The 24,861-nt window shown below is 76.2% G+C and carries 21 protein-coding genes and 1 riboswitch; of the genes, 18 read left to right on the forward strand and 3 right to left on the reverse strand.

Annotated features, from left to right (window positions below):
• Window positions 1-7: 7 nt before the first annotated feature.
• Window positions 8-1,804 (forward strand): N-acetylglutaminylglutamine synthetase, encoded by a 1,797-nt coding sequence (ngg, locus tag V9U69_RS01350; RefSeq protein ID WP_337059488.1) that lies wholly within the window; start codon window positions 8-10, stop codon window positions 1,802-1,804.
• A gap of 163 nt (window positions 1,805-1,967) precedes the next feature.
• Here ngg and V9U69_RS01355 read toward each other — a convergent pair whose 3' ends face one another.
• Window positions 1,968-3,227 carry a saccharopine dehydrogenase family protein gene (locus V9U69_RS01355; protein ID WP_337059489.1) on the reverse strand — a complete coding sequence of 420 codons (1,260 nt, stop codon included), beginning with the start codon at window positions 3,225-3,227 and terminating at the stop codon, window positions 1,968-1,970.
• Between the two features lie 196 nt (window positions 3,228-3,423).
• Between V9U69_RS01355 and V9U69_RS01360 the strand changes: the two genes are divergently transcribed.
• A complete protein-coding gene (locus V9U69_RS01360; RefSeq protein WP_442907535.1) occupies window positions 3,424-4,596 on the forward strand; it encodes an osmoprotectant NAGGN system M42 family peptidase in 1,173 nt (390 codons plus the stop codon).
• 23 nt (window positions 4,597-4,619) lie between these two features.
• Window positions 4,620-6,863, forward strand: coding sequence for an aminodeoxychorismate synthase component I (pabB, locus tag V9U69_RS01365; RefSeq protein WP_337059491.1), 2,244 nt, complete (start codon window positions 4,620-4,622; stop codon window positions 6,861-6,863).
• Here the strand turns inward: pabB and V9U69_RS01370 are convergent.
• Window positions 6,787-7,662, reverse strand: coding sequence for an aminotransferase class IV (locus V9U69_RS01370; protein WP_337059492.1), 876 nt, complete (start codon window positions 7,660-7,662; stop codon window positions 6,787-6,789). The genes pabB and V9U69_RS01370 overlap by 77 nt on opposite strands.
• 104 nt (window positions 7,663-7,766) lie before the next feature.
• Here V9U69_RS01370 and V9U69_RS01375 point away from each other — a divergent pair, with 104 nt between their 5' ends.
• From V9U69_RS01375 to V9U69_RS01420, 10 genes are all read left to right on the forward strand, one after another.
• On the forward strand, window positions 7,767-8,828 hold the full coding sequence (locus V9U69_RS01375; RefSeq protein ID WP_337059493.1) for a PhoH family protein: 1,062 nt from the start codon (window positions 7,767-7,769) through the stop codon (window positions 8,826-8,828).
• 7 nt (window positions 8,829-8,835) lie between these two features.
• On the forward strand, window positions 8,836-9,366 hold the full coding sequence (gene ybeY / locus V9U69_RS01380) for an rRNA maturation RNase YbeY (protein ID WP_337059494.1): 531 nt from the start codon (window positions 8,836-8,838) through the stop codon (window positions 9,364-9,366).
• A gap of 7 nt (window positions 9,367-9,373) precedes the next feature.
• A complete protein-coding gene (locus V9U69_RS01385) occupies window positions 9,374-10,720 on the forward strand; it encodes a hemolysin family protein (protein WP_337059495.1) in 1,347 nt (448 codons plus the stop codon).
• Entirely contained in the window at window positions 10,713-11,663 is a 951-nt protein-coding gene (gene era / locus V9U69_RS01390) for a GTPase Era (RefSeq protein WP_337059496.1), read from the forward strand. The genes V9U69_RS01385 and era overlap by 8 nt, the downstream gene beginning before the upstream one ends.
• A 3-nt stretch (window positions 11,664-11,666) precedes the next feature.
• Entirely contained in the window at window positions 11,667-13,829 is a 2,163-nt protein-coding gene (locus V9U69_RS01395) for an alkaline phosphatase family protein (protein WP_337059497.1), read from the forward strand.
• Window positions 13,826-14,707 (forward strand): MBL fold metallo-hydrolase, encoded by an 882-nt coding sequence (locus tag V9U69_RS01400; protein WP_337059498.1) that lies wholly within the window; start codon window positions 13,826-13,828, stop codon window positions 14,705-14,707. The genes V9U69_RS01395 and V9U69_RS01400 overlap by 4 nt, the downstream gene beginning before the upstream one ends.
• A gap of 59 nt (window positions 14,708-14,766) precedes the next feature.
• Window positions 14,767-14,874, forward strand: a riboswitch (SAM riboswitch).
• A gap of 58 nt (window positions 14,875-14,932) precedes the next feature.
• Complete coding sequence (locus V9U69_RS01405) at window positions 14,933-15,736, forward strand: ABC transporter ATP-binding protein (protein ID WP_442907536.1); 804 nt, start codon at window positions 14,933-14,935, stop codon at window positions 15,734-15,736.
• A 128-nt stretch (window positions 15,737-15,864) separates the two neighbouring features.
• Entirely contained in the window at window positions 15,865-16,890 is a 1,026-nt protein-coding gene (locus V9U69_RS01410) for an aliphatic sulfonate ABC transporter substrate-binding protein (RefSeq protein WP_337059500.1), read from the forward strand.
• The gene (locus tag V9U69_RS01415) at window positions 16,887-17,693 is read left to right on the forward strand and encodes an ABC transporter permease (RefSeq protein ID WP_337059501.1); all 807 of its coding nucleotides are present in this window, start codon (window positions 16,887-16,889) and stop codon (window positions 17,691-17,693) included. The genes V9U69_RS01410 and V9U69_RS01415 overlap by 4 nt, the downstream gene beginning before the upstream one ends.
• A gap of 80 nt (window positions 17,694-17,773) precedes the next feature.
• Window positions 17,774-18,328: a GNAT family N-acetyltransferase gene (locus V9U69_RS01420; protein ID WP_337059502.1), complete on the forward strand. Its 555-nt coding sequence runs from the start codon at window positions 17,774-17,776 to the stop codon at window positions 18,326-18,328.
• A 12-nt stretch (window positions 18,329-18,340) separates the two neighbouring features.
• On the opposite strand, the gene V9U69_RS01425 is transcribed toward V9U69_RS01420, so the two are convergent.
• Window positions 18,341-19,108, reverse strand: a complete 768-nt coding sequence (locus V9U69_RS01425) for a trans-aconitate 2-methyltransferase (protein ID WP_337059503.1) — start codon at window positions 19,106-19,108, stop codon at window positions 18,341-18,343.
• A gap of 92 nt (window positions 19,109-19,200) precedes the next feature.
• On the opposite strand from V9U69_RS01425, the gene V9U69_RS01430 reads away from it, so the two are divergent.
• The 5 genes from V9U69_RS01430 to V9U69_RS01450 all read left to right on the forward strand — a co-directional run bounded on the left by V9U69_RS01430 (window position 19,201) and on the right by V9U69_RS01450 (window position 24,773).
• Window positions 19,201-19,368, forward strand: a complete 168-nt coding sequence (locus V9U69_RS01430) for a hypothetical protein (RefSeq protein WP_337059504.1) — start codon at window positions 19,201-19,203, stop codon at window positions 19,366-19,368.
• Window positions 19,369-19,561: 193 nt separating this feature from the next.
• On the forward strand, window positions 19,562-21,298 hold the full coding sequence (gene leuA / locus V9U69_RS01435) for a 2-isopropylmalate synthase (RefSeq protein ID WP_337059505.1): 1,737 nt from the start codon (window positions 19,562-19,564) through the stop codon (window positions 21,296-21,298).
• 156 nt (window positions 21,299-21,454) lie between these two features.
• On the forward strand, window positions 21,455-23,062 hold the full coding sequence (locus V9U69_RS01440; protein ID WP_337059506.1) for a GGDEF domain-containing protein: 1,608 nt from the start codon (window positions 21,455-21,457) through the stop codon (window positions 23,060-23,062).
• Window positions 23,063-23,124: 62 nt separating this feature from the next.
• Window positions 23,125-23,874 carry a DNA repair protein RecO gene (gene recO / locus V9U69_RS01445; protein WP_242129358.1) on the forward strand — a complete coding sequence of 250 codons (750 nt, stop codon included), beginning with the start codon at window positions 23,125-23,127 and terminating at the stop codon, window positions 23,872-23,874.
• A 38-nt stretch (window positions 23,875-23,912) separates the two neighbouring features.
• A complete protein-coding gene (locus tag V9U69_RS01450; RefSeq protein ID WP_337059507.1) occupies window positions 23,913-24,773 on the forward strand; it encodes an isoprenyl transferase in 861 nt (286 codons plus the stop codon).
• The last annotated feature ends 88 nt before the right edge of the window (window positions 24,774-24,861 follow it).

The raw sequence follows: 24,861 nt of genomic DNA on the forward strand, positions 1-24,861 counted from the left end.
CAGGACGATGAGCACCGTCGGAACCCGCCGCCGCGCGAAGGTCGCGGGCCTGCGGCACCGCGGCCCCGAGACGCCCACCATCTCCAGCCGGAACTGGCAGCGCCCGCCGAGCCACCTCACCCGGGACATGGCCGCCGACGTCGTGCTCGACATGGGCTGGGGGCGGCTCGTGTTCGGGCACACGTTCGCCGACCAGCGCGACGTCGTCGACGCCCTGCGCGCCGAGGAGACCGGTGAGCGCGACATCGCCATGTACGTGCCCGAGCCGCAGGTCCTCGTCGGCCTGGCGCCGCACGAGCTGTTCATGGACCCCTCCATCACGTTCCGCCTGTCGCTGTCGCGCTACCGCCCCCCGCGCGACCGCAACCCGGACGTGTTCGTGCGCATGGTGCGCGAGCGCTCCGAGCTGGACGACGTCAACCGCCTCTACGCGGCCAACGGGATGGTCACCTCCGACCCGGACGTCATGTGGGCCAACCACCGCACCCGCACGTTCACGTACCTCGTCGCCGAGGACACCCGCACCCGCGCGATCGTCGGCACCGTCACCGGCGTCGACCACGTCCTGGCGTTCGGCGACCCCGACGAGGGCGCCAGCCTGTGGTGCCTGGCGGCGGACCCGCAGAGCGCCCCGCGCGGCACCGGGGAGGCGCTGGTGCGGGTGCTCGCCGAGCGGTACGCCGCCCGCGGGCGCGCCATCCTCGACCTGTCCGTCCTGCACGACAACGAGGGCGCCATCGCGCTGTACCGGCGGCTGGGTTTCCGGCCCGCCGCCCCCGTCGTCGTCAAGCGCAAGAACCCCATCAACCGGCCGCTGTTCTCCCCGCAGCCGGAGCACCTGGGGGAGCTGAACCCGTACGCCCGCATCGTCGCCGACGAGGCGCTGCGCCGGGGCGTCCGGGTCGAGGTCACCGACGCGCCCAGCGGGGAGATGCGCCTGACGTACGGGGGGCGCTCGCTGCTCACGCGCGAGTCGCTGTCGGAGCTGACCAGCGCGGTGGCGATGAGCCGCTGCGACGACAAGCGCGTCACGCGGCGGCTGCTCGCCGCCACCGGCGTGCGGGTGCCGCGCGGGGTGGAGCTCGCCTCCCCGGCGCTGGACGACGCGGACGGCCTGGCCGCCGCCGAACGGCTCATCGACGAGACCGGCCCCGTGGTGGTCAAGCCCGCCCGGGGCGAGCAGGGCAAGGGCATCACCGTCGGGGTGCGCGACGGCGAGGCGCTGCGGCGCGCCGTCGCCGAGGCGTCGGCGAACTGCCCCGACGTCCTCGTGGAGGAGTTCGTCACCGGGCACGACCTGCGGATCGTCGTCATCGACCACCAGGTCGTCGCCGCCGCCGTGCGCCGCCCCGCGACCGTCATCGGCACCGGCGGCGACAGCGTGCGCGAGCTCGTGCGCAAGCAGAGCCGGCGCCGCGAGGCCGCCACCGGCGGCGAGTCCAGCATCCCGCTGGACGCCACCACGGAGGCCGTCGTGCGCGACGCGGGTCTCGCGATGGACGACGTGCTGCCGCGCGGGCAGCGCCTGGAGGTGCGCCGCACCGCGAACCTGCACACCGGCGGGACCCTCGACGACGTCACCGACGACCTGCACCCGGACCTCGTGGACGCCGCCGTGGCCGCCAGCCGCGCCATCGGCATCCCCGTCACCGGCCTGGACCTGCTGGTGCCGGACGTGACCGGGCCCGAGCACGTCGTCATCGAGGCGAACGAGCGGCCCGGCCTGGCGAACCACCAGCCCCAGCCGACCGCGCAGCGGTTCCTGGACCTGCTCTTCCCGGAGACGCGCCGCGCGCAGGGGTGACCCGCCGCCCGCGCGGTCGCCTCCCGCACCTCCCCCTGCGTCCTCCCGAGCACCTCAGGCACCTCACACCCCCCACCGTGATCAAGGAAGTTGCCACTTCCTTGATCACCTTGATCTTGCGCGGTTGGGGTGTCTACCTCGCACGATCACGGAGGGGAGGGGGTCAGTGGGTGCGGTCGTCAGGGTGCGGCTCGACCCGGAGGGTGAGACCGCGCCCCCGCAACCGGTCCGCGAGGACCGTCCCGATGCCGGTGGCCGGGGTGAGCACCCCGGCGGCGTCCGGCAGGCGCTCGCCGTCGAACGCCAGGGCCAGCGCGCTCTCGCCGAGCATGACGGCGGTGGCGGCGTAGCCGGGGTCGCCCTGCGCGGCCACGACCGTGCGGTAGCGGTGGCCACCGGCGGTGCGGGCGTCCAGCTCGAGGTGGAAGCGGCCGGTCCGGCGCGTGCGCTCGCCCGGGCCGCTGCCGGGGGCCGGCAGCAGGCGGTCCACGAGCGGGCGGGCCGGGCGCAGGGCCAGCGCCCCGGCGAGCGCGGCCAGGGCCCCGGTCAGCGCGAACGCGCCCACGGGAGCCGCTGGGCCGCTGAACGCCACGACCTCCCGGTAGCGCAGCCGCGGGCCGTACGCGTGCCCCAGCAGCGCGTTGCTGCGCCGCACCACGCGCGTGTTGAAGGGCGCCATGACGAACGGCGCCACCCACCGCCCGTCCTCGGACCTGCGGTGGGGGCGGAAGACGTCGGGCTGCCCGCCCAGGTCGGGTTCGGCGGCGCGGTCGGGGCTGAGCGCGTACGGGTCGGCGAGCAGCCGCCGCGCCGCCGGGTCGGCGCGGGCCGTGTCCAGCTGCAGGCGCAGGGAGTCGACGGTGCCGCCGCTGACCCCGCCGCGCGCCGAGCGCAGCTCCAGCACGGCGTCGGTGAGGGGGCCGGCGCCGTCGGCCCGGGCACGCTCGTGCGTCAGCAGCACGGCCAGGTCGGAGGGCACGGAGTCGAAGCCGCAGGAGTGCACGATCCGCGCGCCGCTGCCGCGGGCGGCGGTGTGGAACCCGGCGGCGCTGCGGTGCGCGAACAGCGTCTCGCCCGTGAGGTCGGCGTAGTGGGTCCCCGCCGCGGCGCACGCGGCGACCAGCGGCAGCCCGTGGCGCAGGTACGGCCCCACGGTGCTGACGACGACGCGCGCGGTGCGGGCGAGCTCGCGCAGCGACGCGTCGTCGGTGGCGTCGGCCGTCAGGACGGGCCAGTGGGCGGCAGCCGCTCCCAGGCCGGCGCGGACCCGTTCCAGGCGCTGCGCCGAGCGGCCGGCGAGGCCGATGCGCGCCCCCGGCGGGGCGTGCCGGGCGAGGTGCCCGGCGACGAGCCGGCCGGCGAAGCCGGTGGCGCCGAGGACGACGACGTCGAGGTCGGGACCCGGGGCGTCGTCGCGCTGCACCCGCCCCACCGTAACCGCGCCCCCCGAGCCCGCCACCCGCCGCTGCTGCCCGGACGCACCGCGACCGGGGCGGGCCCCACACGCCCCGGTGGGCGGCTGCGCCCCGGGAGGAGGCAGTATCGGCGCGGTGAGCACTCCCGAGCGCCCCCACCAGTACGCCTCCGCCCCCCCGAGCACCACCGCGGCCGCCGGGACCGTGGACGCGCCGATCGACGTGGAGTACCTGACCTCCACGCTGATGGAGCTGCTGCGCACCCCCAGCCCGTCCGGCCGCACCGACGCGGTCATGCAGCTCGTCGGCCAGCACATCGACCGGCTCGGGCTGCCGTTCGACCTCACCCGCCGCGGCATGCTGCGCGCCACCCTGCGCGGGCGCACCGACGTGGCGCGCCGCGCCGTCGTGGTGCACGCCGACACGATCGGGCTGATGGTCAAGCGGGTGAAGGACAACGGCCGCCTGGAGGTCGTGCCCGTCGGCAGCCACAGCGCCCGCTTCTCCGAGGGCGCCCACGTGACGATCTTCACCGACGACTTCGACGAGGTGTACACGGGCACCGTCCTGCCGCTGAAGAGCTCCGGGCACACCTTCGGCGACGAGATCGACACCCAGGGCGTGGGCTGGCAGGTCGTCGAGGTGCGCATCGACGAACCGGTCGTCAGCGCCGCCGACGTGCACGCCCTGGGCGTGCAGGTCGGGGACTTCATGGCCCTGGACGCCGCCCCGCAGATCACCCGCCACGGGTACGTGAAGTCCCGCCACCTCGACGACAAGGCGGGCCTGGCGGCGTGCCTGGCGGCCCTGAAGGCGCTGCACGACGCGGAGCTGCCGCTGGCGGTCACCGCCCAGTTCCTCGTCACCATCGGTGAGGAGGTCGGTTTCGGCGCCACCCACGGGCTGTCCCCGGACCTGGCGGAACTGGTGGCCGTGGACAACGCCGTCGTCGCCGAGGGGCAAGCGTCGCGCGAGGAGCTCGTCAGCGTCGGGATGCTCGACATGACCGGCCCCTTCGACTACCACCTGTCCCGCCGCCTGCACGCGCTGGCACGCGCCCACGGCGTGCCCGCCGTGCGCGACGTGTACCGGCACTACCGCTCCGACGCCGCCCCGGCCCTGGAGGCCGGCATCGAGGCGCGCGCCGCGCTGCTCGGTTTCGGCCTGGAGTCCAGCCACGGCCACGAGCGCACCCACCTGGACGGCCTCGTCGCCCTGGCGCGGCTCCTGGTGGTGTACCTGCAGAGCGGGCTGACGTTCGACGAGTGGGACCGTGCCGAGCACGGCGACCTCGCCGACTTCCCCTCCGACAGCGTGCAGCCGGTGCAGCTGGAGCCCGTGGACCGCACCGTCGTCCCCGACGGCGTCCTCGGCTGAACCACCTCTGAAGAAACCCCGCCGTGCGCGTCCTGCTCGTCGACAACCACGACTCGTACACGTACAACGTGTTCCAGCTGATCGCGCAGGTCACCGGTTCCGAACCGGTCGTGGTGCTCAACGACGCGGTGGCCCCCGACGCGCTGGACCTCGCCGGGTTCGACGCGGTGGTCGTCTCGCCCGGGCCCGGCCACCCGGGTGTGGAGCGCGACTTCGGCCTGAGCGCCGCGGTGCTGGAACGTGCGCGGGTGCCCCTGCTGGGGATCTGCCTGGGCCACCAGGGCATCGCCCTGGCGGCCGGGGCCCCGGTGGTGCCCGCGCCGGAACCCCGGCACGGGCACGTCACCCGGGTGCGGCACGACGGCAGCGGGGTGTTCGCCGGGCTCCCGCAGGGTTTCGCCGCGGTCCGCTACCACTCCCTGTGCGTGGCGGAACCGCTGCCGGCGCCGCTGGTGGCCACCGCGTGGGCCGAGGACGGCGTCGTGATGGGGTTGCGGCACACCGGGCGGCCGTTCACCGGGGTGCAGTTCCACCCCGAGTCCGTCGGCAGCGAGCGCGGCCGGGACCTGGTGGGGAACTTCCTGCGCGAGGCGCGGCCGGTCGTGCGCGCGCGGACCCCGGAACCCCCGGGACTTCCGGAACCCCCGGGAGCCGCGGTGGGGACCGCGGAACCGACGGCCCGCTCGTACCGGTTGCGCACCCGCGTCCTGGAGCGCGCCGTCGACGCCGCGGCGGCGTTCGAGGTGCTCGCCCGCCCGGCGGAACCGGCGTTCTGGCTGGACAGCGCCTGCCCCGGTCCCGGAACCGGGCGGTTCTCCTTCCTCGGCGGTTCCGGGGGGCCGGAGGCGCAGACGGTGACGTACCGCGTCGACGGCGCGCGGCTGACCGTGCGCGACCGCACCGGCGAGCGGCACCTGACGGGCCGGGTGCTCGACCACCTGGCCGCGGAACTGGCCGCGCGCCGCCTGGTGGGCGGTGAGGACCCGCGGGAACTGCCGTTCGACCTGGCCGGCGGCTGGGTGGGGTACCTCGGCTACGAGGTGCGTGCCGACTGCGCTTCCCCGACGACCCGGCGCGCCACCACGCCGGACGCCGCGTGGCTGTTCGCGGACCGCTTCGCCGTCCTGGACCACGAGCAGGACCGCACCCACCTCGTCGCGCTCGTCCGCTGCGACGGGGAGGGCGGAGGGGACGGGGAGGCGGTGGGCGCCGCGGAGGCGGACGCGCGGACGTGGCTGGAGCTCACCGCCGAGCAGCTGGCGACGCTGCCGCCGGCCCGGCCGCGACCCGAGCCCGCCCCGGTGCCGCCGCTGCCGGAGGAGGTGGTGCTGCCGCTGCTGGACCGCGACCGGGAGCAGTACCTCGCCGCGGTGCAGGCGTGCCGCGACGTGCTGCGCGCCGGTGAGAGCTACGAGGTGTGCCTGACCGCGCAGGCCCGCTCGGACGCCGACGTGGACGCGCTCACCGCGCACCGGCGCCTGCGCGGCGTCAACCCCGCCCCGTACGCGGCGTTCCTGCGCCTGCCCGGGGTGGAGGTCGCCTGCGCCTCCCCGGAGCGGTTCCTGCGCGTGGACCGCGACGGCTGGGCGGAGGCGAAGCCGATCAAGGGCACCGCGCGGCGCGGCGCCGACCCGCTCGAGGACGAGCGGCTGCGGGCCTCGCTGCCCGCCGACCCCAAGACCCGCGCCGAGAACCTCATGATCGTGGACCTGCTGCGCAACGACCTGGGCCGGGTGTGCGAGGTGGGGTCCGTCTCGGTGCCGGAGCTGATGGCCACGGAGACCTACGCCACCGCCCACCAGCTCGTCTCCACCGTCCGCGGCCGGTTGCGCCCCGCGCTCGGGGCGGTGGACGCGGTGCGCTCCTGCTTCCCGCCGGGGTCGATGACCGGGGCGCCCAAGCTGCGCACCTGCGAGGTGGTCGACGCGCTGGAGGAGCGCGCGCGGGGCGTGTACTCGGGGGCGCTGGGCTACCTGTCGCTGACCGGCGCGGCCGACCTGGCGGTCGTCATCCGCACCCTGGTGCGCGCCGGCGGGCGGTGGACGGCGGGCGCCGGCGGGGCGGTCGTGCTGGACTCCGACCCCGAGCAGGAGCTCGCCGAGACGCTGCTGAAGGCCGGCGCCTCGCTGCGCGCGCTGCTGGAGGACCCGCCCGCCCGGCCCCCGGAGCGCAGCGCGGGGTGGTCCGGGCTCACCCCTGCGCCCACTCCCGCAGCCGCCGCGTCAGGTCCGGGCGCCGCGCCAGCGGCTCGCCGTCGAGGTGGGTGACCTCCACCACGCCGCGCACGCTGGACGTCAGCCACACCGCGTCCGCCGAGCGCAGCCGCTCCACCGGCACCAGGTCGGTGCCGGTGGGCACGCCGGCGGCCGCCGCACCCGCGAACACCGCCCGCTGCACGGTGCCGGGCAACACGCCCGTGCCGTCCACCGGCGCGGTCAGCAGGCGCCCGCCGGCCGCCCACACCGCGCTCGACGTGGCGCCCTCGAGCACCAGGCCCTCCGTGGAGGTCAGCAGCGCGTCGTCCGCACCGCGGCGGGCCGCCTCGCGCAGCGCCGCGGTGTGCACCGCGTACGAGAGCACCTTCGCCCCGCCCAGCAGCCACGGCGCGCCCGCGTGCACGCGCGCCGGGGTGCCGCGGGTCAGGGCCACCACCCGCACTCCGCGCTCGCGGGCGCGCACCAGCGCCGCCGGCACGTCGCGCAGCGTCGCCAGGCCGCTGGGCCCCTGCCCGGGCGCGCCGCGCGTCAGGCTCAGGCGCAGCACCGCCTCCGCCCCGGCGGGCACGTCCGCGCCGAGACCCACGGCCAGCTCCCGCCAGGCGGCGAGGTCCGGGGCGGGCAGGTCCAGGGTCCGCGCGGAGCGCGCCAGGCGCTCCAGGTGCGCGTCCAGGTGCACCACGCGCACCGGTGGGCCGCCGAGCACCAGCAGCGTCTCGAAGACGCCGTCGCCGCGGGCCGCGCCGGCGTCGTCGGCGGCGACGACGGGCGCGCCCGGCGCCACCTCGCCGCGGCCGAGGACCGCCGTGCGCTCCCGCACCGCCGCAGCCCGCCGCACGTCGCCGCTCACCCGGGGAGTCTGGCCGACGCGACGGGCGGTGTCGGGGCCGCTCGCTACGATTGCCCCGACGAGCACCCCCTCACCACGGAGGCGAACGGCCCACCGGGCCGACCATGGCCAGCAACGACCCCACCACCCCCGCCGAGGGCGGGCCCGGCGTCGAGCCGGCGGCGACCGCCCGCCACGTCGTCGTCGTGCCGCCCGAGGTCTCGATGGTCTCCCTCCTGGGCCCGCGCGACGAGCTGCTGCGCGTGCTGGAGCGGGCCTTCACCCGCACCGACGTCCACGTGCGCGGCAACGAGATCACCGTCACCGGAACCTCCGGCGAGGTCGCCCTCGTCGAGCGGCTGGTCGACCAGATGCTCGCCGTGATCGCCGCCGGCCAGCCGCTGTCGGCGGACGCGGTGGAGCGGTCCGTGGCGATGCTGCGCGCCCAGGCGGCCGGCACCGGCAGCGAGCGCCCCGCGGACGTGCTGACCCTGAACATCCTGTCCAGCCGCGGGCGCACCATCCGCCCCAAGACGGTGAACCAGAAGCACTACGTCGAGGCCATCGACGACCACACCGTCGTCTTCGGCATCGGTCCCGCCGGCACCGGCAAGACCTACCTGGCGATGGCCAAGGCGGTGCAGGCGCTGCAGGCCAAGCAGGTCAACCGCATCGTGCTCACCCGCCCGGCCGTGGAGGCCGGTGAGCGCCTGGGCTTCCTGCCGGGCACGCTGACGGACAAGATCGACCCGTACCTGCGGCCGCTGTACGACGCGCTGCACGACATGCTCGACCCGGACTCGATCCCGCGGCTGATGGCGGCCGGCACCATCGAGGTGGCGCCGCTGGCGTACATGCGCGGCCGCACCCTCAACGACGCGTTCATCATCCTCGACGAGGCGCAGAACACCTCTCCCGAGCAGATGAAGATGTTCCTGACCCGCCTGGGGTTCAACTCCAAGATCGTCGTCACGGGCGACGTGACGCAGGTGGACCTGCCCAGCGGCACCGAGTCCGGCCTGCGCGTGGTGCAGGACATCCTCGAGGGCATCGAGGACGTGCACTTCTCCCGGCTGACCAGCACCGACGTCGTCCGCCACCGGCTGGTCTCGGAGATCGTCGACGCGTACGGCCGCTGGGAGGACTCCCGGCCGACCCGGGCGCCGCAGCAGCGCGGGCGGCGGTGAGGCGCGCGTGAGCATCGACGTCGTCGACGAGAGCACCTTCGCCGCCGGGCGCGGCGTGGACACCGTGGAGGTGGCCTCGCTGGCCCGCCACGTGCTGGACGAGATGCGGGTGCACCCGCTGGCGGACCTGTCCGTGCTCATGGTGGACGCCGAGGCCATGTCCCGGCTGCACGAGCAGTGGATGGACGAGCCCGGTCCCACCGACGTGATGTCCTTCCCGATGGACCAGCTGCGCCCCGGCCGGGAGGGGGAGACCTCCGAGCCCGGCCTGCTCGGCGACGTCGTGGTGTGCCCCGAGGTGGCCGCGGCGCAGGCCGCCGCCTCCGGGCACGCCACCGCCGACGAGGTCCTGCTGCTGGTGACGCACGGCATCCTGCACCTGCTGGGCTACGACCACGCCGAGCCGGAGGAGGAGCGGGAGATGTTCACGCTCCAGCGCCGCCTGGTGCTCGGCTTCCTGGCCCGCATCGGCCGCCCCGGCGACCCGACGCCCACGGTGGGGCACCGGGCGCTGCCGGGCTCCGGGCCGAAGGGCTAGGGGCGTCGTGGGGTCCCCGGCCGCCCCGCTGCTGCTGCTGGCGCTCGTCCTCGTCGTCGCCGCCGGCCTGGTGGCCGCCGCGGAGGCCGCCATCGGCGGCACCTCCCGGCGCCGCGCCCGCGAGCTGGAGGCGGACGGGCGCCGCGGTGCGGGCGCGCTGCTGGGGGTGCTGGAGTCCGCGGCGCCCGTGCTGACGGTGTGCACGCTGCTGCGCGTGGTCCTCGAGACCGTGGCCGCGGTGTGCGTCACGGTGGTCGTCGCCGGCTGGACGGACTCCTGGTGGCTGGTGCTGCTGATCGCCGGGCTAGGCATGTCGGCGCTGGACTTCGTGCTCGTCGGGGTGGGCCCGCGCACCCTGGGGCGGCTGCACGCCGAGAGCGTCGGGCTGCTGTCGGCGCCGGTGCTGGCGGCGCTGAGCCGGCTGCTGGGCCCGGTGGCGCACGCGCTGGTGCTCGTCGGCAACGCCGTCACCCCCGGCCGCGGCACCCCGCACGGCCCGTTCGCCTCCGAGGCGGAGCTGCGCGAGATCGTGGAGCTGGCGGGGGAGACGTCCGTCATCGAGGCCGGTGAGCACCGCATGATCCACTCGGTGTTCGAGCTGGGCGACACCCGCGTGCGCGAGGTGATGGTGCCGCGCACCGACGTGCTCTCCCTGCGCCGCGGCACCGGCCTGCACGAGGCGGAGGCGCTGCTGCTGCGCTCGGGCTTCTCCCGCGCGCCCGTGGTGGGCGAGGACGCCGACGACGTGCTCGGCGTGGTGTACCTCAAGGACGTCGCCCGCCGGTTCCACGAGGACCCCGACGCCGCCCGGGACGTCGCAGTGGAGGAGGTCGCGCGCCCGGCCGCGTTCGTGCCCGACAGCCTGCCCGTGGACGACCTGCTCAAGCGGATGCAGCGCGAGACCACGCACGTGGCGATCGTCGTCGACGAGTACGGCGGCACCGCGGGCCTGGTGACCATCGAGGACGCCATCGAGGAGATCGTCGGCGACATCTCCGACGAGTACGACCGCGGCGCCCCGGACGTGGAGGAGCTGGGCGACGGCGGCTACCGGGTCTCCTCGCGGCTGCACGTGGAGGAGCTGGGCGAGCTGTTCGGGCTGGAGATCGAGGAGGAGGACGTCGACACCGTCGGCGGCCTGCTCGCCAAGACCCTCGGCGAGGTGGTGGTGCCCGGCTCCGCGGCGCAGGTCCGCGGCCTCAGGCTGGAGGCGGAGTCGCGCGGCGGGCGGCGCAACCGGGTGCGCACCGTGCTGGTGCACCGGGCCGGCCCGGACGACGGCGGTGGGCCCGGCGCCGACGAGCGCGCGCGGGACGGGGAACTGGTGAGCGGTGGAGGTCGGTCTCGTGAGTGAGGGCAGCGGGGAGCGCGCGGGGGAGCGCGCGAGCGGAGGCGGCGGGGAGCACCGCTCGGGGTTCGCCTGCCTGGTGGGCCGGCCGAACGCCGGCAAGTCCACCCTGACGAACGCGCTGGTGGGGCAGAAGGTCGCCATCACCTCCAGCCGCCCGCAGACCACCCGGCACACCGTGCGCGGCATCGTGCACCGCCCGGACGCGCAGCTGGTGCTGGTGGACACCCCCGGTCTGCACCGCCCCCGCACGCTGCTGGGGCAGCGGCTGAACGACCTCGTGCACGAGACCCTCGCCGAGGTCGACGTCGTGGCGCTGTGCGTGCCCGCCGACGAGCGCATCGGCCCCGGCGACCGGTTCATCGCCGAGGCCCTGGCCGCCGCCCCCCGCTCCACGAAGGTCGCCCTGGTCACCAAGACCGACAAGGTGCGCCCCGAGCGGGTGGCCGAGCAGCTGCTGGCGGTCAGCGCGCTGGGCGAGGAGCTGCTCGGCGGGTTCGCCGACGTCGTGCCCGCCTCCGCCGCCACCGGCGAGCAGGTCGACGTCGTCGCCGACGTGCTGCTCTCGCACCTGCCGCCCGGGCCGCGGCTGTACCCCGACGGGGAGCTGACCGACGAGCCCGAGCAGGTCATGATCGCCGAGCTGGTGCGCGAGGCGGCCCTGGAGGGCGTGCGCGAGGAGATGCCGCACTCCCTGGCCGTGGTCGTCGAGGAGGTGGCGCGCCGCGAGAACGGGCTGCTCGAGGTCCACGTGTGGCTGTACGTGGAGCGCGAGAGCCAGAAGGGCATCATCATCGGCCGCGGCGGGTCGCGGCTGAAGGACGTCGGCACCCGCGCGCGCCGCTCGATCGAGGCCCTGCTCGGTGAGCGCTGCCACCTGGACCTGCGGGTGAAGGTCGCCAAGGACTGGCAGCGCGACCCCAAGCAGCTGCAGCGCCTGGGCTTCTGAGCGGTGCCCGGTGACGGGCCGGCCCGCCGTCCCCGCGGGCCGCGCCGGCCCCTGCTGACCGCGCGCGACGCGCACGACGCGCTGCTCAGCGTGGTGCCCACCGCGCTGGCCCTGTGGATCAGCGGGCAGGTCGTCGCGGGCGTGGAGTACGCCTCGCCGGCCTGGTTGCTGGCCGCCTCCGCGCTGCTGCTGCTCGGCGACGTCCTGGTGCGTCCCGTCCTGGGCCCGCTGGTGCAGGTGGCCGGCCCCGCCGCGACCGTCGCGCTGGGTGTGGCGGTGCAGCTGCTCGTGCTGCACACCGCCCTGACGGCGCTGCCCGGTCTGGAGCTGCGCTCCCTGGGGGCGCTGGGGCAGGTGTACCTGGTCACGGGTCTGGTGGCGGTGGTGGCCCGCTGGCTCGTGGGCGTCAACGACAGCAGCTGGGTGGTGCGCGACCTGCTGCGCCGCCGCCCGCGCGCGGCGGCCGGCGCGGCACCGGGGCTGCTCGTCGTGCAGGTCGACGGGCTCTCCCTGCCCCTGCTGCGGTTCGGCGTGCACGCCGGGACCCTGCCCACGATCGCCCGCTGGCTGCGCACCGGCAGCCACCGCGCCACCGGCTGGCGGGCCCCGCTGCCGTCGACCACGCCCGCCAGCCAGGCGGGCCTGCTGCACGGCACGACCGGCGACGTGCCGGCCTTCCGCTGGTGGGACCCGGAGCTGCAGCGGGTGCTCGTCGCCAACCGGCCCGCCGACGCCGCCGTCATCGAGGAGCGGCTGGTGCGCGCCGCCCGCGCCGCCGGCCGCGAGGGGCTGCTGGCCCACGACGGCGCCAGCATCGGCAACGTCTTCTCGGGCGAGGCCGCGCACGCGCACCTGGTGGTCTCCACCTCCCGCGGCGGCGGTTCCGGCCGCCCGTACCTGCGCTACGTGCTGCGCCCCTTCGGGCTGGCCCGCAGCCTGGTGCTCACCGCGGGCGAGGTGGTCAAGGAGCTCTACCAGGGCTGGCAGCAGCGGGTGCGCCGCGTGGAGCCGCGCATCCGCCGCCGCGGCTGGTACGTGCTGCTGCGGGCGCTGACCAACGCCCTGCTGCGCGACCTGAACGTCGCCCTGGTCGCCGAGCAGCTGGCCGCCGGCCGGCCGGTGGTCTTCGTGGACTTCCTCGACTACGACGAGGTCGCCCACCACGCCGGCGCGGCGCGCGCGGAGTCGCTGGACGCGCTGGCGGGCGTGGACCGGGTGCTGGGCACCCTTGCGGCCGTGGCCGCCTCCTCCCCGCGCGACTACCGGGTCGTGGTGGTCTCCGACCACGGCCAGGCGCAGGGCCCGACGTTCGCGCAGGTCGCCGGCCGCACGGTGCAGGACCTCGTCGCCGACCTCGTGCAGCGCGAGCACCCCGGGGTCCCCTCGCGGGTGGCCTCCGCCAGGGGCGAGGAGGGCCGCGGCCGCGTCGACGTCCTCGTGCGCGACCTGGCCCCGGCGGGGCACGCCCCGCGCGCGAGCCGGCGCAGCGAGCCGCGCGTGGACGAGGCGGCCGGCCCGGACGCCGTGGTCGTCGTCACCGCCGGCTGCACGGCGCTGCTGAGCGTGCCGGACGCCCCCGGCGGGCGGCTGGAGCTGGGCGAGCTGGCCGGGCGCTGGCCCGCGCTGGTGCCCGGCCTGCTCGCCGCCCCCGGCGTCGGCTTCGTGGCCGGGCACGGCCGGGCCGGGCCGGTGGTGCTGGGGCCGGCCGGTGAGCACGACCTGCTCACCGGGCGGGTGCGCGGCGGCGACCCGCTGGCGCCGTTCGGGCCGCGGGCGGCGGGGGAGGTGCTGCGGGTGATGCGCATGAGCACCGCCCCGGCCCTGCTGGTGCACTCCGCCGTGGACGAGCGCACCGGCGAGGTGCACGCCTTCGAGGAGCAGGTCGCCCACCACGGCGGCCTGGGCGGGGAGCAGAACGAGGCCGTGCTGGTGCACCCGGCCGACTGGGTCGTCGACGAGGACCTGCTGGACACCTCCGTGCCCGGTGAGCGGCTGCTGGTGGGGGCCGACACCGTGCACCGGCAGCTCGTGCGCTGGATGCGCGCCGAGGGCGTGCTGCCCGCGGCTGAGCCGCCCGCCCCGTCCCGGCGCGAGGGTCGCGCCGAGGGGCCCGGGATCGATCGGGCCGGGGCCGAGCGGGCCGGCGCCGAGGGGGCCGGGCGGTGAGCGGGGCGCGGTTGCGCTGGCTGGGGCACTCCACGGCCGTGCTCGACGCGGCCGGGGTGCGGGTCGTCACCGACCCGGTGCTGCGCGGCGCGTTCGCGCACCTGCGCCGCCGGCCCCCGCTGCCGGACCCGGAGCACTCCGCGGACCCGGCCCTGGTGCTCGTGTCCCACCTGCACCACGACCACCTGGACCTGCCCTCGCTGCGCCGGATCCGCCCGCGCTGGGTGGTGGCCCCGCCCGGCTCCGCCGCGTGGGTGCAGCAGCGGCTGCGCGGTACCGGCAGCGCCGTGGGGGAGGTCGCCGTGGGGCGTTCGGTCCAGCTGCCCGGGGCGCCGTCCGGCCCGCTGACGGTGACGGCGCTGCCCGCCCACCACGACGGCCGCCGCACCCTGGGCCGGCTGACGGGCGCCCCCGCCGCGGCGGAGCCGGTGGGTCACCTCGTCCGGCTGCCGGGGGTGTTCCCGCTGCGCGCCGAGGCCGACGGCGGGCCCGACCTGCTGCTGTGGGCGGTGGGCGACACCGGGGAGTTCCCCGGCTTCGCCGAGTCGGTGCTGGAGGCGGCCGGCCGCCCGCCGGACGTGGCGCTGGTGCCGGTGGGCGGCTGGGGCCACACCCTCGGTGAGCACCACCTGGACCCCGAGCAGGCCGCCGCCGTCGTGGCGCGGGTGCGCCCGCACCTGGCGGTGCCGGTGCACTGGGGCACGTTCGCCCCCGTGGGCCTGGCCCGCACGATGGGCGACCGCTGGACGGCGCCGGGCCGGCGCTTCGCGGGGGCGGTGGTGGCGGCGGGCGGCCGGGCGGTGCTGCTGCGGCCGCGCGGCGCCCTCGACCTCGACGCCGCCGGGGAGCTGGTGCCGGACCGGCCCGTCACCGGGTGACGCCGGCCGTCCGGGGCACCTGTTTTGACAGGTGCGCTTCGTGTCGCGTTTGATGTCCTCACCCATCCAGAGCGGCCGAGAGACCTGGCTCGACGACGCCGCAGCAACCTCCTGACGTTCCCTGGCCGGAACGACGGGTGCGGTGCTCACGCCAGGAGCGATGGAGGAGCAGTGTCGGCCGTGCCCACCCAGTCAGCCTTCCGTGCCGCGGGAGAGCCCGCCGCCGTGCGCGGTGAGGAGCCCGGCGCCGAGCGCGTCGAGGCCGCCGGTGTCGCCCTGCGCGGTGTCGGGCGCGCCTTCCGCACCCCCGCCGGCACCCACGACGTCCTGGCGGGCGTCGACGCGGACATCGCCGCCGGCAGCACCGTGGCCCTCCTGGGCGCCTCCGGCAGCGGCAAGTCCACCCTGCTGCGGCTGGTCGCCGGGCTGGACGCGCCCACCGCGGGCACCGTCGAGGTCGGCGGGGAGGTGGTGCGCGGGGTGAACGCGCGCACGGGCGTGGTGTTCCAGGAGCCCCGGCTGCTGCCGTGGCGGGACCTCGCCGGCAACGTCGCCCTGGGCCTGCCCCGCGGCACTCCCCGCGCGCAGGGCCGCGCGCAGGTGCTGCACCGGCTGGAGACCGTGGGCCTGGCCGGGTTCGCCGGTCACCGCCCGCGCCGCGTCTCCGGCGGCATGGCCCAGCGCGCCGCGCTGGCCCGCGCCCTCGTGCGCCGGCCCGGCGTGCTGCTGATGGACGAGCCGTTCGCCGCGCTGGACGCCCTGACCCGCCTGCGCATGCAGGACCTGCTGGACGACGTGCAGCGCAGCACCGGCGCGACCGTCCTGCTGGTGACCCACGACGTCGACGAGGCGCTGCACCTGGCCGACCGGGTCCTCGTGCTCGGCACCACCGAGGATCGCGCCGGCGCGCACGTGGTGCGCGACCTGCGCGTGGACGTGCCCCGGCCGCGCGACCGCGGCGACGCCGACCTCGCCCACCTGCGGGTGGAGCTGCTGGAGCTCCTCGGCGTACCGCGCTCCCACGCCTGACCGCACCCCACCACCGCTCCCGGAACCCCGCGCGAACCCGCGCGGCTGCGACCCGCGCACCCGAACGCGCACACCGAAACCCCGTGTCCCGCCGTGCCCGCGGGCACCGCTTCCCCCTGGAGAGAACCGTGTCCCACGCCCCGCGTCCCTTCGCCCGCCGCACCGCCCTGGGTGCCCTGCTCGGCGGCGTCGCCCTCGGCGCGGCCGGCTGCGTGAAGGGGGAGTCCTCCTCCAGCGCCACCGCGGCGGCCGGCTCCGCCTCCGGCGGCGACACCGTGCGCCTGGACTACGCCTACTACAACCCGCTGAGCCTGGTGGTGCGCGAGCGGCGGATCCTGGAGGACGCGGGGCTGACCGTGCAGTGGGAGCAGTCCCTGGGCAGCAACAAGGCCAACGAGTTCCTGCGCAACGACAACCTCGACCTGGCCTCCACCGCCGGTGCCGCGGTGCTGCAGGCGCGCTCCAACGGCCAGGCCGTGCAGACCGTCGACGTGTACTCGCAGCCGGAGTGGACCGCCCTGGTCGTCGGGCCCGACTCGACGGTGACCGACGTGGCGGGTCTGCGCGGCAAGCGGATCGCCGCCACCACCGGCACCGACCCGTACTTCTTCCTGCGCCAGGCGCTGGACCTGGCGGGCCTGTCGGCCTCCGACGTGGAGATCGTGAACCTGCAGCACCCGGACGGCCGCGCGGCCCTGGAGCGCGGTGACGTGGACGCCTGGGCCGGGCTGGACCCGAACATGGCCGCCACCGAGGTGCAGAACGGCTCCCGGCTGCTGTACCGGAACGTGGACCTCAACACCTACGGCGTGCTCAACGCCCGTGAGGAGTTCATCCAGAGCTCCCCGGAGCTCGTGCAGCAGGTCGTCGACGCCTACGAGCAGGCGCGCGCGTGGGCGCTGGCGAACCCCGACGAGCTCGTGGCGCTGTACGCGGAGCAGGCGCAGCTGGACCCGCAGGTCGCCTCCCTGGTCCTCACCGAGCGCACCGGCCTGGACATCGACCCGGTGCCGGGCGACGCGCAGCGCACGGTGCTGGAGGGCGTCATCCCGCTCATGGCCGCCAACGGCGACGTCCGCTCCGAGGAGGAGGCGCTGACGGCCCTGGACGGGCTGTTCGCGCCCGAGTTCGCCGAGAAGGCGGCCTCGGCGTGAGCGTGAGCGCGCCGGAGCGGCCGGTGGCGGCGGACGCGCCCGCCGCCCGCCGCACGGGTTCCGGTCGGTGGCTGCTGGGGGCGCTGGTGCCGCTGGCGCTGCTGGTGACCTGGCAGCTCCTCTCGACCGCGGGGGTGTTCTCGCGCGTGCAGCTGCCCCCGCCGGCGGACGTGCTGCGCGCCGCGGTCGACATGTGGCGCGCCGGGGACCTGCAGCTGAACATCGCCATCAGCACGCAGCGGGTCCTGCTGGGTTTCCTGTGGGGTGCGGGGCTGGGGGTCGTGCTCGGCGGGCTGACCGGTCTGCTGCGCTCGGTCTCCGCGCTGCTGGCTCCCACGATCGGGGCGCTGCGGGCGGTGCCGTCGCTGGCGTGGGTGCCGCTGCTGGGCCTGTGGATCGGCATCGGGGAGACCCCGAAGATCGTGCTGATCGCGATCGGGGCGTTCTTCCCCGTCTACACCACCGTGCACTCCGCGCTCAGCCACCTCGACCCGGCGCTCGTGGAGGTGGGCCGGGCCTACGGCCGCAGCGGGGTGCGGTTGTTCACCGAGATCCTGCTGCCGGCCACGGCGCCGTCGCTGCTGTCGGGGCTGCGCCTGGCGCTGGCGCAGGCGTGGTTGTTCCTGGTGGCTGCCGAGATCCTCTCCGCCTCGATGGGGCTGGGGTACCAGATGACGAACGGGCAGAACGTGGGGCGCACCGACCAGGTGCTGCTGGCGATCCTGCTGCTGGCGCTGCTGGGCAAGCTCTCCGACGTGGTGCTGGGTCTGGTGGAGCGGCGGGTGGCGAGCAACCGCAGCTGAGGCGATCGCAGGTGGGGCGACCGGGCCGTCCGCGGGGAAACCCGCTGGACGGCCCGGCGCCGTTGCGGTTGCCTCGGGACGTGGCCGAGACCTGGGACCTGCCCGAGCAGCCGCGACTGCGCGACGGCGACGTGCTGCTGCGCCGGCACGCCGAGAGCGACCTCGACGCGATCGTCGAGCAGTGCCGCGACGCGGACTCCGTGCGGTTCACGACGGTGCCCACCCCGTACGGCCGCGCCGACGCGGAGGGTTTCGTCGCCGGGCTCGCGGCCGCCTGGGAGCGCGGCGAGGTCGCCGGGTGGGCGATCGAGGCCGGTGGGCGCTTCGCCGGCTCGCTCGACCTGCGGCACCGCGAGGGCGGCTGGGCCGAGATCGGTTTCGGTCTGGCCCCGTGGGCGCGCGGGCGCGGGGTGATGACCCGGGCCGCCCGCCTGGCCCTGGCGTGGGGTTTCGACGAGCTGGGCCTGGCGGGCGTGCACTGGCAGGCCGTCGTCGGCAACACCGCCTCCTGGCGGGTCGCCCGGAAGTGCGGTTTCCGCCGCGAGGGGGAGGTGCGCGGGCTGCTCGTGCACCGGGGCGAGCGCCTCGACGGCTGGATCGGCTCGCTGCTGCCGGGGGAGCTGGTGCGCGGCTGACGCCCGGGCGCCTCAGGGCTTGCGCGCCACCGCGAAGGTGCGCAGGAACGGGAAGGGGGTGCCCCAGGGCCGCGGCGGGTACGCCTCCCGCAGCAGCCGAGCGTACTGCTCGGTGAACTCCTCCGCCGCGTCCTGCGGCAGCGCCGCGAGCACCGGGCGCAGACCCGTGCCGCGCACCCACTCCAGCACGGGGTCCTCCCCGGTGAGCACGTGCAGGTACTCGGTGCGCCACACGTCCGCCTCCAGCCCGGCACCGGCGAGCACCTCCAGGTACCCGGTGGGGGAGTCGACGGACTCCGCCCCGCGCAGCACTCCCTCCAGGTGCCCGCGCCACCGCGGGGCCCCGGCCAGCTCGCGCATCAGCCGGTGCGAGGGGGCGTCGAAGTTGCTCGGCACCTGGAACGCCAGCCAGCCGCCGGCGGGCAGCTGCCGCGCCCAGCGCCGCAGCAGGTCCCGGTGCCCGGGAACCCACTGCAGGACGGCGTTGCCGACCACGACGTCCACGCCGGTGGCGTCGAACTCCTCGGCGGTGCCGGGGGAGAAGGTCACGCCCGCGTCGCGCGGGGCCTTCGCGAGCATCTGCGGCGAGGGGTCCAGGCCCCGCACCCGTGCGCCCGGCCAGCGCCGCGCCAGGGTGGCCGTCAGCTCGCCGCTGCCGCACCCCACGTCGACCACCTCGCCCGGCGCCTCGGCCGCCACCCGGGCGAGGAGCTCGTGGAACGGCCGGCTGCGCGGGCCGGAGAACCGGGCGTACTGCTGCGCGTCCCACTGCACCGTCACGGGGAGCACTCTCCGCGGCGGGTCTCTCGACGTCAAGAGAACTCCGCACCGCCCGGGGTGCCGGGAGCGGGGAGCCGGTGCAAGGTGGAGCCGTGAGCGAACCGAGCACCGAGCAGACCGACCCCGACGCCGACCCCGGCCAGCTGAACCCGCGCGACCTGCGCGGCGTGAGCACCGGCGACGGTGCCGCCGCCGACCCCGGCCCGCAGGACGACCCCGACGGCGACCCGGAGCAGCTGAACCCCCGCGACGAGAGCTGAGCGGGCACCGGACGTACGCCCGCCCCGCGTGGACGCTGCCCGCGGGGTGGGCGTACGGTGCTGCTGTGGCTCGCTGGGAGATCCTCCTCCTTCGCCGCCGCGGCGGGGCCAGCTAGGCCGGTCTCCCCGTCGCGGGACCTCGTCGTGCGCGCCGGCCGAGCACACCCCGGTCCCGCGTAGAGGAGCTTGAGCTGTGGAGAACCCCCAGAAGCCGTCGTCGATGCCGTACCACCGGTACCGCCCCTTCCACGAGCAGATCGCCGTGGACCTGCCCGACCGCACCTGGCCCGACAAGCGGATCACGAAGGCGCCCCGCTGGTGCGCGGTCGACCTGCGCGACGGCAACCAGGCGCTGATCGACCCGATGAACTCCGAGCGCAAGCTGCGGATGTTCCAGCTGCTCGTCGAGATGGGCTACAAGGACGTCGAGGTGGGCTTCCCCTCGGCCAGCCAGACCGACTTCGACTTCGTGCGCACCCTGATCGAGCAGGACCTGATCCCCGACGACGTGCGCATCCAGGTCCTGACCCAGGCGCGCGAGCACCTCATCGAGCGCACCTACGAGTCCCTGCGCGGGGCGAAGCAGGCGATCGTGCACCTGTACAACTCCACCTCGGTGCTGCAGCGGCGCGTCGTCTTCGGCATGGACGAGGACGGCATCGTGGACCTGGCCCTGCAGGGCGCGCGGTTGTGCCGCAAGTACGAGGAGACGATCCCCGGGACGACCGTCTACTACGAGTACTCCCCGGAGTCCTACACCGGCACCGAGCTGGAGTTCGCCCGGCGCATCTGCGACGCGGTGGTCGAGGTGTTCGAGCCCACGCCCGAGCGCAAGGTGATCGTGAACCTGCCGGCGACGGTGGAGATGACCACCCCCAACGTCTACGCCGACTCCATCGAGTGGATGTCGCGGAACCTGGCGCAGCGCGAGAACGTCATCCTGTCCCTGCACCCGCACAACGACCGCGGCACCGGTGTGGCCGCGGCCGAGCTGGGCTACCTGGCCGGCGCGGACCGCATCGAGGGCTGCCTGTTCGGCAACGGCGAGCGCACCGGCAACGTCGACCTGGTCACCCTGGGGCTGAACCTGTTCAGCCAGGGCATCGACCCGGAGATCGACTTCTCCGACATCGACCGGGTCCGCCGCACGGTGGAGCACTGCAACCAGCTGCCCGTGGGCGAGCGCGTCCCCTACGGCGGCGACCTGGTCTTCACCGCGTTCTCCGGCTCGCACCAGGACGCCATCAAGAAGGGCCTGGAGGCGATGGAGCACGACGCGGCCGCCGCCGGCAGGAGCGTCGACGAGCACGAGTGGGCGGTGCCGTACCTGCCCATCGACCCCAAGGACGTCGGGCGCAGCTACGAGGCCGTCATCCGGGTCAACTCCCAGTCCGGCAAGGGCGGGGTGGCGTACCTGCTCAAGAGCGAGCACCAGCTGGACCTGCCGCGCCGGCTGCAGATCGAGTTCAGCCGCGTGGTGCAGGAGCGCACCGACGCCGCCGGCGGGGAGGTCTCGGCCGCGGAGATCTTCTCCATCTTCTCCGACGAGTACCTGCCCTCGCCCTCCGGCACCCCCGACTGGGGGCGCCTGGCGCTGCGCGCGACCCGCTCGGTCGCCGAGGTCGACGGCGCCGACGCCCTGGAGGTGGACCTCCTGGACGCGGGGGTGAGCACCACGGTGGCCGGCACCGGCAACGGGCCCATCGCCGCCTTCTGCGCCGCACTGGCCGGGCTGCCCGCCGGTGGCGTGGACGTGCGCGTCCTGGACTACGCCGAGCACGCCCTGTCCGCCGGTGGCGACGCCCGCGCCGCGGCGTACGTGGAGTGCGCCGTGGGTGACCGCGTGCTGTGGGGGGTCGGGATCGACGCCAACATCACCACCGCGTCGCTGAAGGCGATCGTCTCGGCGGTCAACCGCGCCCTGCGCTGAGGGACGGCGGTCCGTCGCCGTGCGGCGGCGGGCCGCCCGCAGGCGCCCGCACCCGGTGCTTGAACGCGGACACGCCGGGTGTTCCGGCTGCGACCGGCGTGCTCACCGTTAAGATCAGTCACCAACCGTGCTCGAGCGTGCGCGGGACAGGGGGCGATGGACGTGGTCAGCGCTGCACCCGCAGCCGGAGCGGCCGGGCGCGAGCTGGAGCCGCTCGGGCCCTTCGGGCCCTTCGACGCCCTGGCGGAGGGCGCGCACCGCCTCTACCTGGACGGCTACGGCGAGCGCGCCGTGCAGGCCGCCCGGGAGGGCCTGGTGCTGTGCGAGCGCAGCGGTGACGAGCGCACCGCCCGGTACCTGCAGTTCATCTGCTGCGTGGCCCTGCAGCAGCTCGGCCGCGCCGCCGAGGCCGCCGAGGAGGCCGGCCACCTGCTGGAGCGCCTCGGGCCCCGCGCCGACCCCGTCTGGCGCGCCAAGGCCCTGTCCCTGCTCGCCGAGGCCCGCGTGGACCTCGGCATGACCGCCCTGGCGATGGACCACCTCGCCGAGGCGCAGCTCATCGTCACCGCCCAGCCGGTGCGCACCTACGACCACCTCTCGGCGACCATGTCCGTCGCCCTGGCGCTGCGCGCGCTGGCGCTGTTCGAGCCGGCCGACGAGCTCACCGAGCTGATGCTCTCCCTGACGTTCCCGCCCGCGCGGGTGCGCCTGAACGTCGTGCAGGAGGCCGCCGTCCTGGAGGTCTCCTGGGGGGCCATGCTCGACGTCGTGGGCCGCTCCGGCGAGACCGGCCCGCACTACGCCCGCGCCCTCGCCCACGCGGCGCGGATGCGCCGGCTGGCGGGGGAGGTGGGCTACCCGGAGATGCGGGCGCGCGCCGACGCCATCGAGGGCTTCGTCCTGCACCGCGCCGGGGAACCCGCCCTGGCCGCCGCGCGGCTGCGCGCGGCCGCCGCCGCCTTCCGGCAGCGCGAGGAGCTGGTCGAGACCCAGATCGCCCGCGTCGGCCTGGCGATGTCGCTGTCCGCCGAGGGCGACCAGGACGGGGCGCGCGAGATGCTGGCCGCCGTGCAGCGCACCTCCTCCAGCACCCAGCTGGACGTGTGGGGCCTGACCGCGCTGAAGGTCCGCGCCGACAACGCCGTGCGCCACCACGGCGGCCACGAGGCCGCCGACGCGCTCGCCGAGCTGGCGCGCATCTCGCTGTCGCGGCTCTGGGAGGACCGCGAGAGCCGGTTCGAGGCGCTGCAGGACCGCATCCGCCAGCACGAGATGGCCGGTCAGGACGAGCGCCGCGGCCGCGCGGCGCTGACCGACCCGATGACGGGGCTGGGCAACCGCCGCCGCCTGCAGCAGGTCCTCGAGCGCCCCGACCAGCGCTACAGCGCCGTCCTGGTCGACCTCGACGGGTTGCGCGCCGCCAACGACGCGCACGGCCCGGAGACCGGCGACGCGGTGCTGCGCCGGGTGGCGGAGCTGCTGCGGGAGAACTGCCGCGACGGCGACGTGCTCGTGCGGTACGGCGGCGACGAGTTCGTCGCGCTGCTGCCCGCCGACGGCGCCGGTCCCGCACCGGCGGAGGTCGCCGCGCGACTGCTGGAGGCCGTGCGCGCCGAGCCGTGGTCCCGCCTGGCGCCCGGGCTGCGCACGACCGCCTCGGTGGGCGTGGCGGGCCCCGCGGCCGCCGCCGAGGCGCTCGCGGCCGCCGACGCGGCGTGCACCCGCGCCCGCCGCGCCGGCGGCGACCGGGTGGAGAGCGCCTGAGCGGTGCGGGCGGCGCGCCGCGCCCGGGGGTTCGTGTCGGTGCCGCAGTCTAGGCTCGCCGGGTGAGTGGGATCGGGGGACCGCGCAGCTACCGGGACGAGGCCGTCGTGCTGCGCACCACCAAACTCGGCGAGGCCGACCGCGTCATCACCCTGCTGACCCGCCACCACGGGCGGGTGCGGGGCGTGGCCAAGGGCGTGCGGCGCACCTCCTCCCGCTTCGGCGCCCGCCTGGAGCCGTTCACGTGCGTGGACGTGCAGCTGCACCGCGGCCGCACCCTCGACGTCGTCACCCAGGTGGACGTCCTCGCCCCCCTCGGCGCGGTCATCGCCGCCGACTACGGCCTCTACACCGCCGGGCACGCCCTGCTGGAGACCGCCGAGCGGTTCACCGAGGTGGAGGGGGAGACCAGCACCCAGCAGTACCTGCTGCTCGTGGGGGCGCTGCGCACCCTGGCCCGCGGCGAGCACGCCGCCCCGATGGTCCTCGACGCCTTCCTGCTGCGCTCGCTGGCCGTGGCCGGGTACGCGGCCAGCTTCGCCGACTGCGCCCGCTGCGGCGCACCCGGCCCGCACCGCGCGTTCTCCGTGCCGGCCGGCGGGGCCGTCTGCCCGGCCTGCCGCCCGCCCGGCTCCGCCGCCCCCGACCCGCGCACCCTGGAGCTGCTGGGCGCGCTGCTGACGGGCGACTGGGCGCTCGCCGACGCCAGCGAGGACCGCTGCCGGAACGAGGCCAGCGGCCTGGTCGCCGCGTTCCTGCAGTGGCACCTCGAGCGCGGCATCCGCTCCCTGAAGCACGTCGAGCGGGTCTGAGCGGGCGCACCCGGGCACCCGTGCCAAGCTCGGGCCTCGTGAGCACCCCCGCACGACGCACCCTCGGGCGCCGCGCCGCCGCGGCGCCCGCGCCCCGCACCGTCCAGGCGCCCCCGCCGCACCCCTCCGGGGCGCGCCCGCCGCAGCTGCCGCCGGAGCTGGTGCCCAAGCACGTCGCGATCGTCATGGACGGCAACGGCCGCTGGGCCAACCAGCGCGGCCTGCCGCGCAACGAGGGGCACAAGCGCGGTGAGGCGTCCCTGCTGGACGTCGTGGCCGGTGCGATCGAGGTCGGCGTCACCCACGTGTCCGCCTGGGCGTTCTCCACGGAGAACTGGAAGCGCAGCCCCGACGAGGTCCGCTTCCTCATGGGCTTCAACCGCGACGTCATCCGCCGCCGCCGCGACGAGATGCACTCCTGGGGCGTGCGGGTGCGCTGGGCGGGCCGCCGGCCGCGCCTGTGGCGCAGCGTGATCAACGAGCTGGAGGCCGCCGAGGAGCTGACGAGGGACAACACCGTCTGCACCCTGACGATGTGCGTGAACTACGGCGGCCGCGCCGAGATCGCCGACGCCGCCCGCGCCATCGCCCGGGAGGCCGCCGCCGGCCGGCTGGACCCCGAGCGCGTCGACGAGCGCACCGTGGCCCGCTTCCTCGACGAGCCCGACATGCCGGACGTGGACCTGTTCTGGCGCTCCTCCGGCGAGCAGCGCACCTCCGGGTTCCTGCCGTGGCAGTCCGCCTACGCCGAGATGGTCTTCTCCGACGTGCTGTGGCCGGACGTGGACCGGCGCGCGCTGTGGGCGGCGATCGAGACGTACGCGCAGCGCGACCGCCGCTACGGCGGCGCCGTCGACACCCCGGACGCCCCCGCCGCGCCCGGGGCCTCGCCCGCGTGAGCGCCGTGCACGCCCTGGGTGCCGCGGCCGACCCCGTGGTGCGCGAGGCGCGGCTGGCGCTGCGCTGGGGCCTGCAGCACGGCCTGCC

Origin of the sequence: Kineococcus sp. G2 (assembly GCF_037154035.1) — a bacterium.
Classification (GTDB): domain Bacteria; phylum Actinomycetota; class Actinomycetes; order Actinomycetales; family Kineococcaceae; genus Kineococcus.

Bases quoted from the DNA above. Each gene is read 5' to 3' on its own strand.
- ngg (WP_337059488.1), top strand. From the start codon at position 8: ATGAGCACCGTCGGAACCCGCCGCCGCGCGAAGGTCGCGGGCCTGCGG.
- V9U69_RS01375 (WP_337059493.1), top strand. From the start codon at position 7,767: ATGGCCAGCAACGACCCCACCACCCCCGCCGAGGGCGGGCCCGGCGTC.
- V9U69_RS01440 (WP_337059506.1), top strand. From the start codon at position 21,455: ATGGACGTGGTCAGCGCTGCACCCGCAGCCGGAGCGGCCGGGCGCGAG.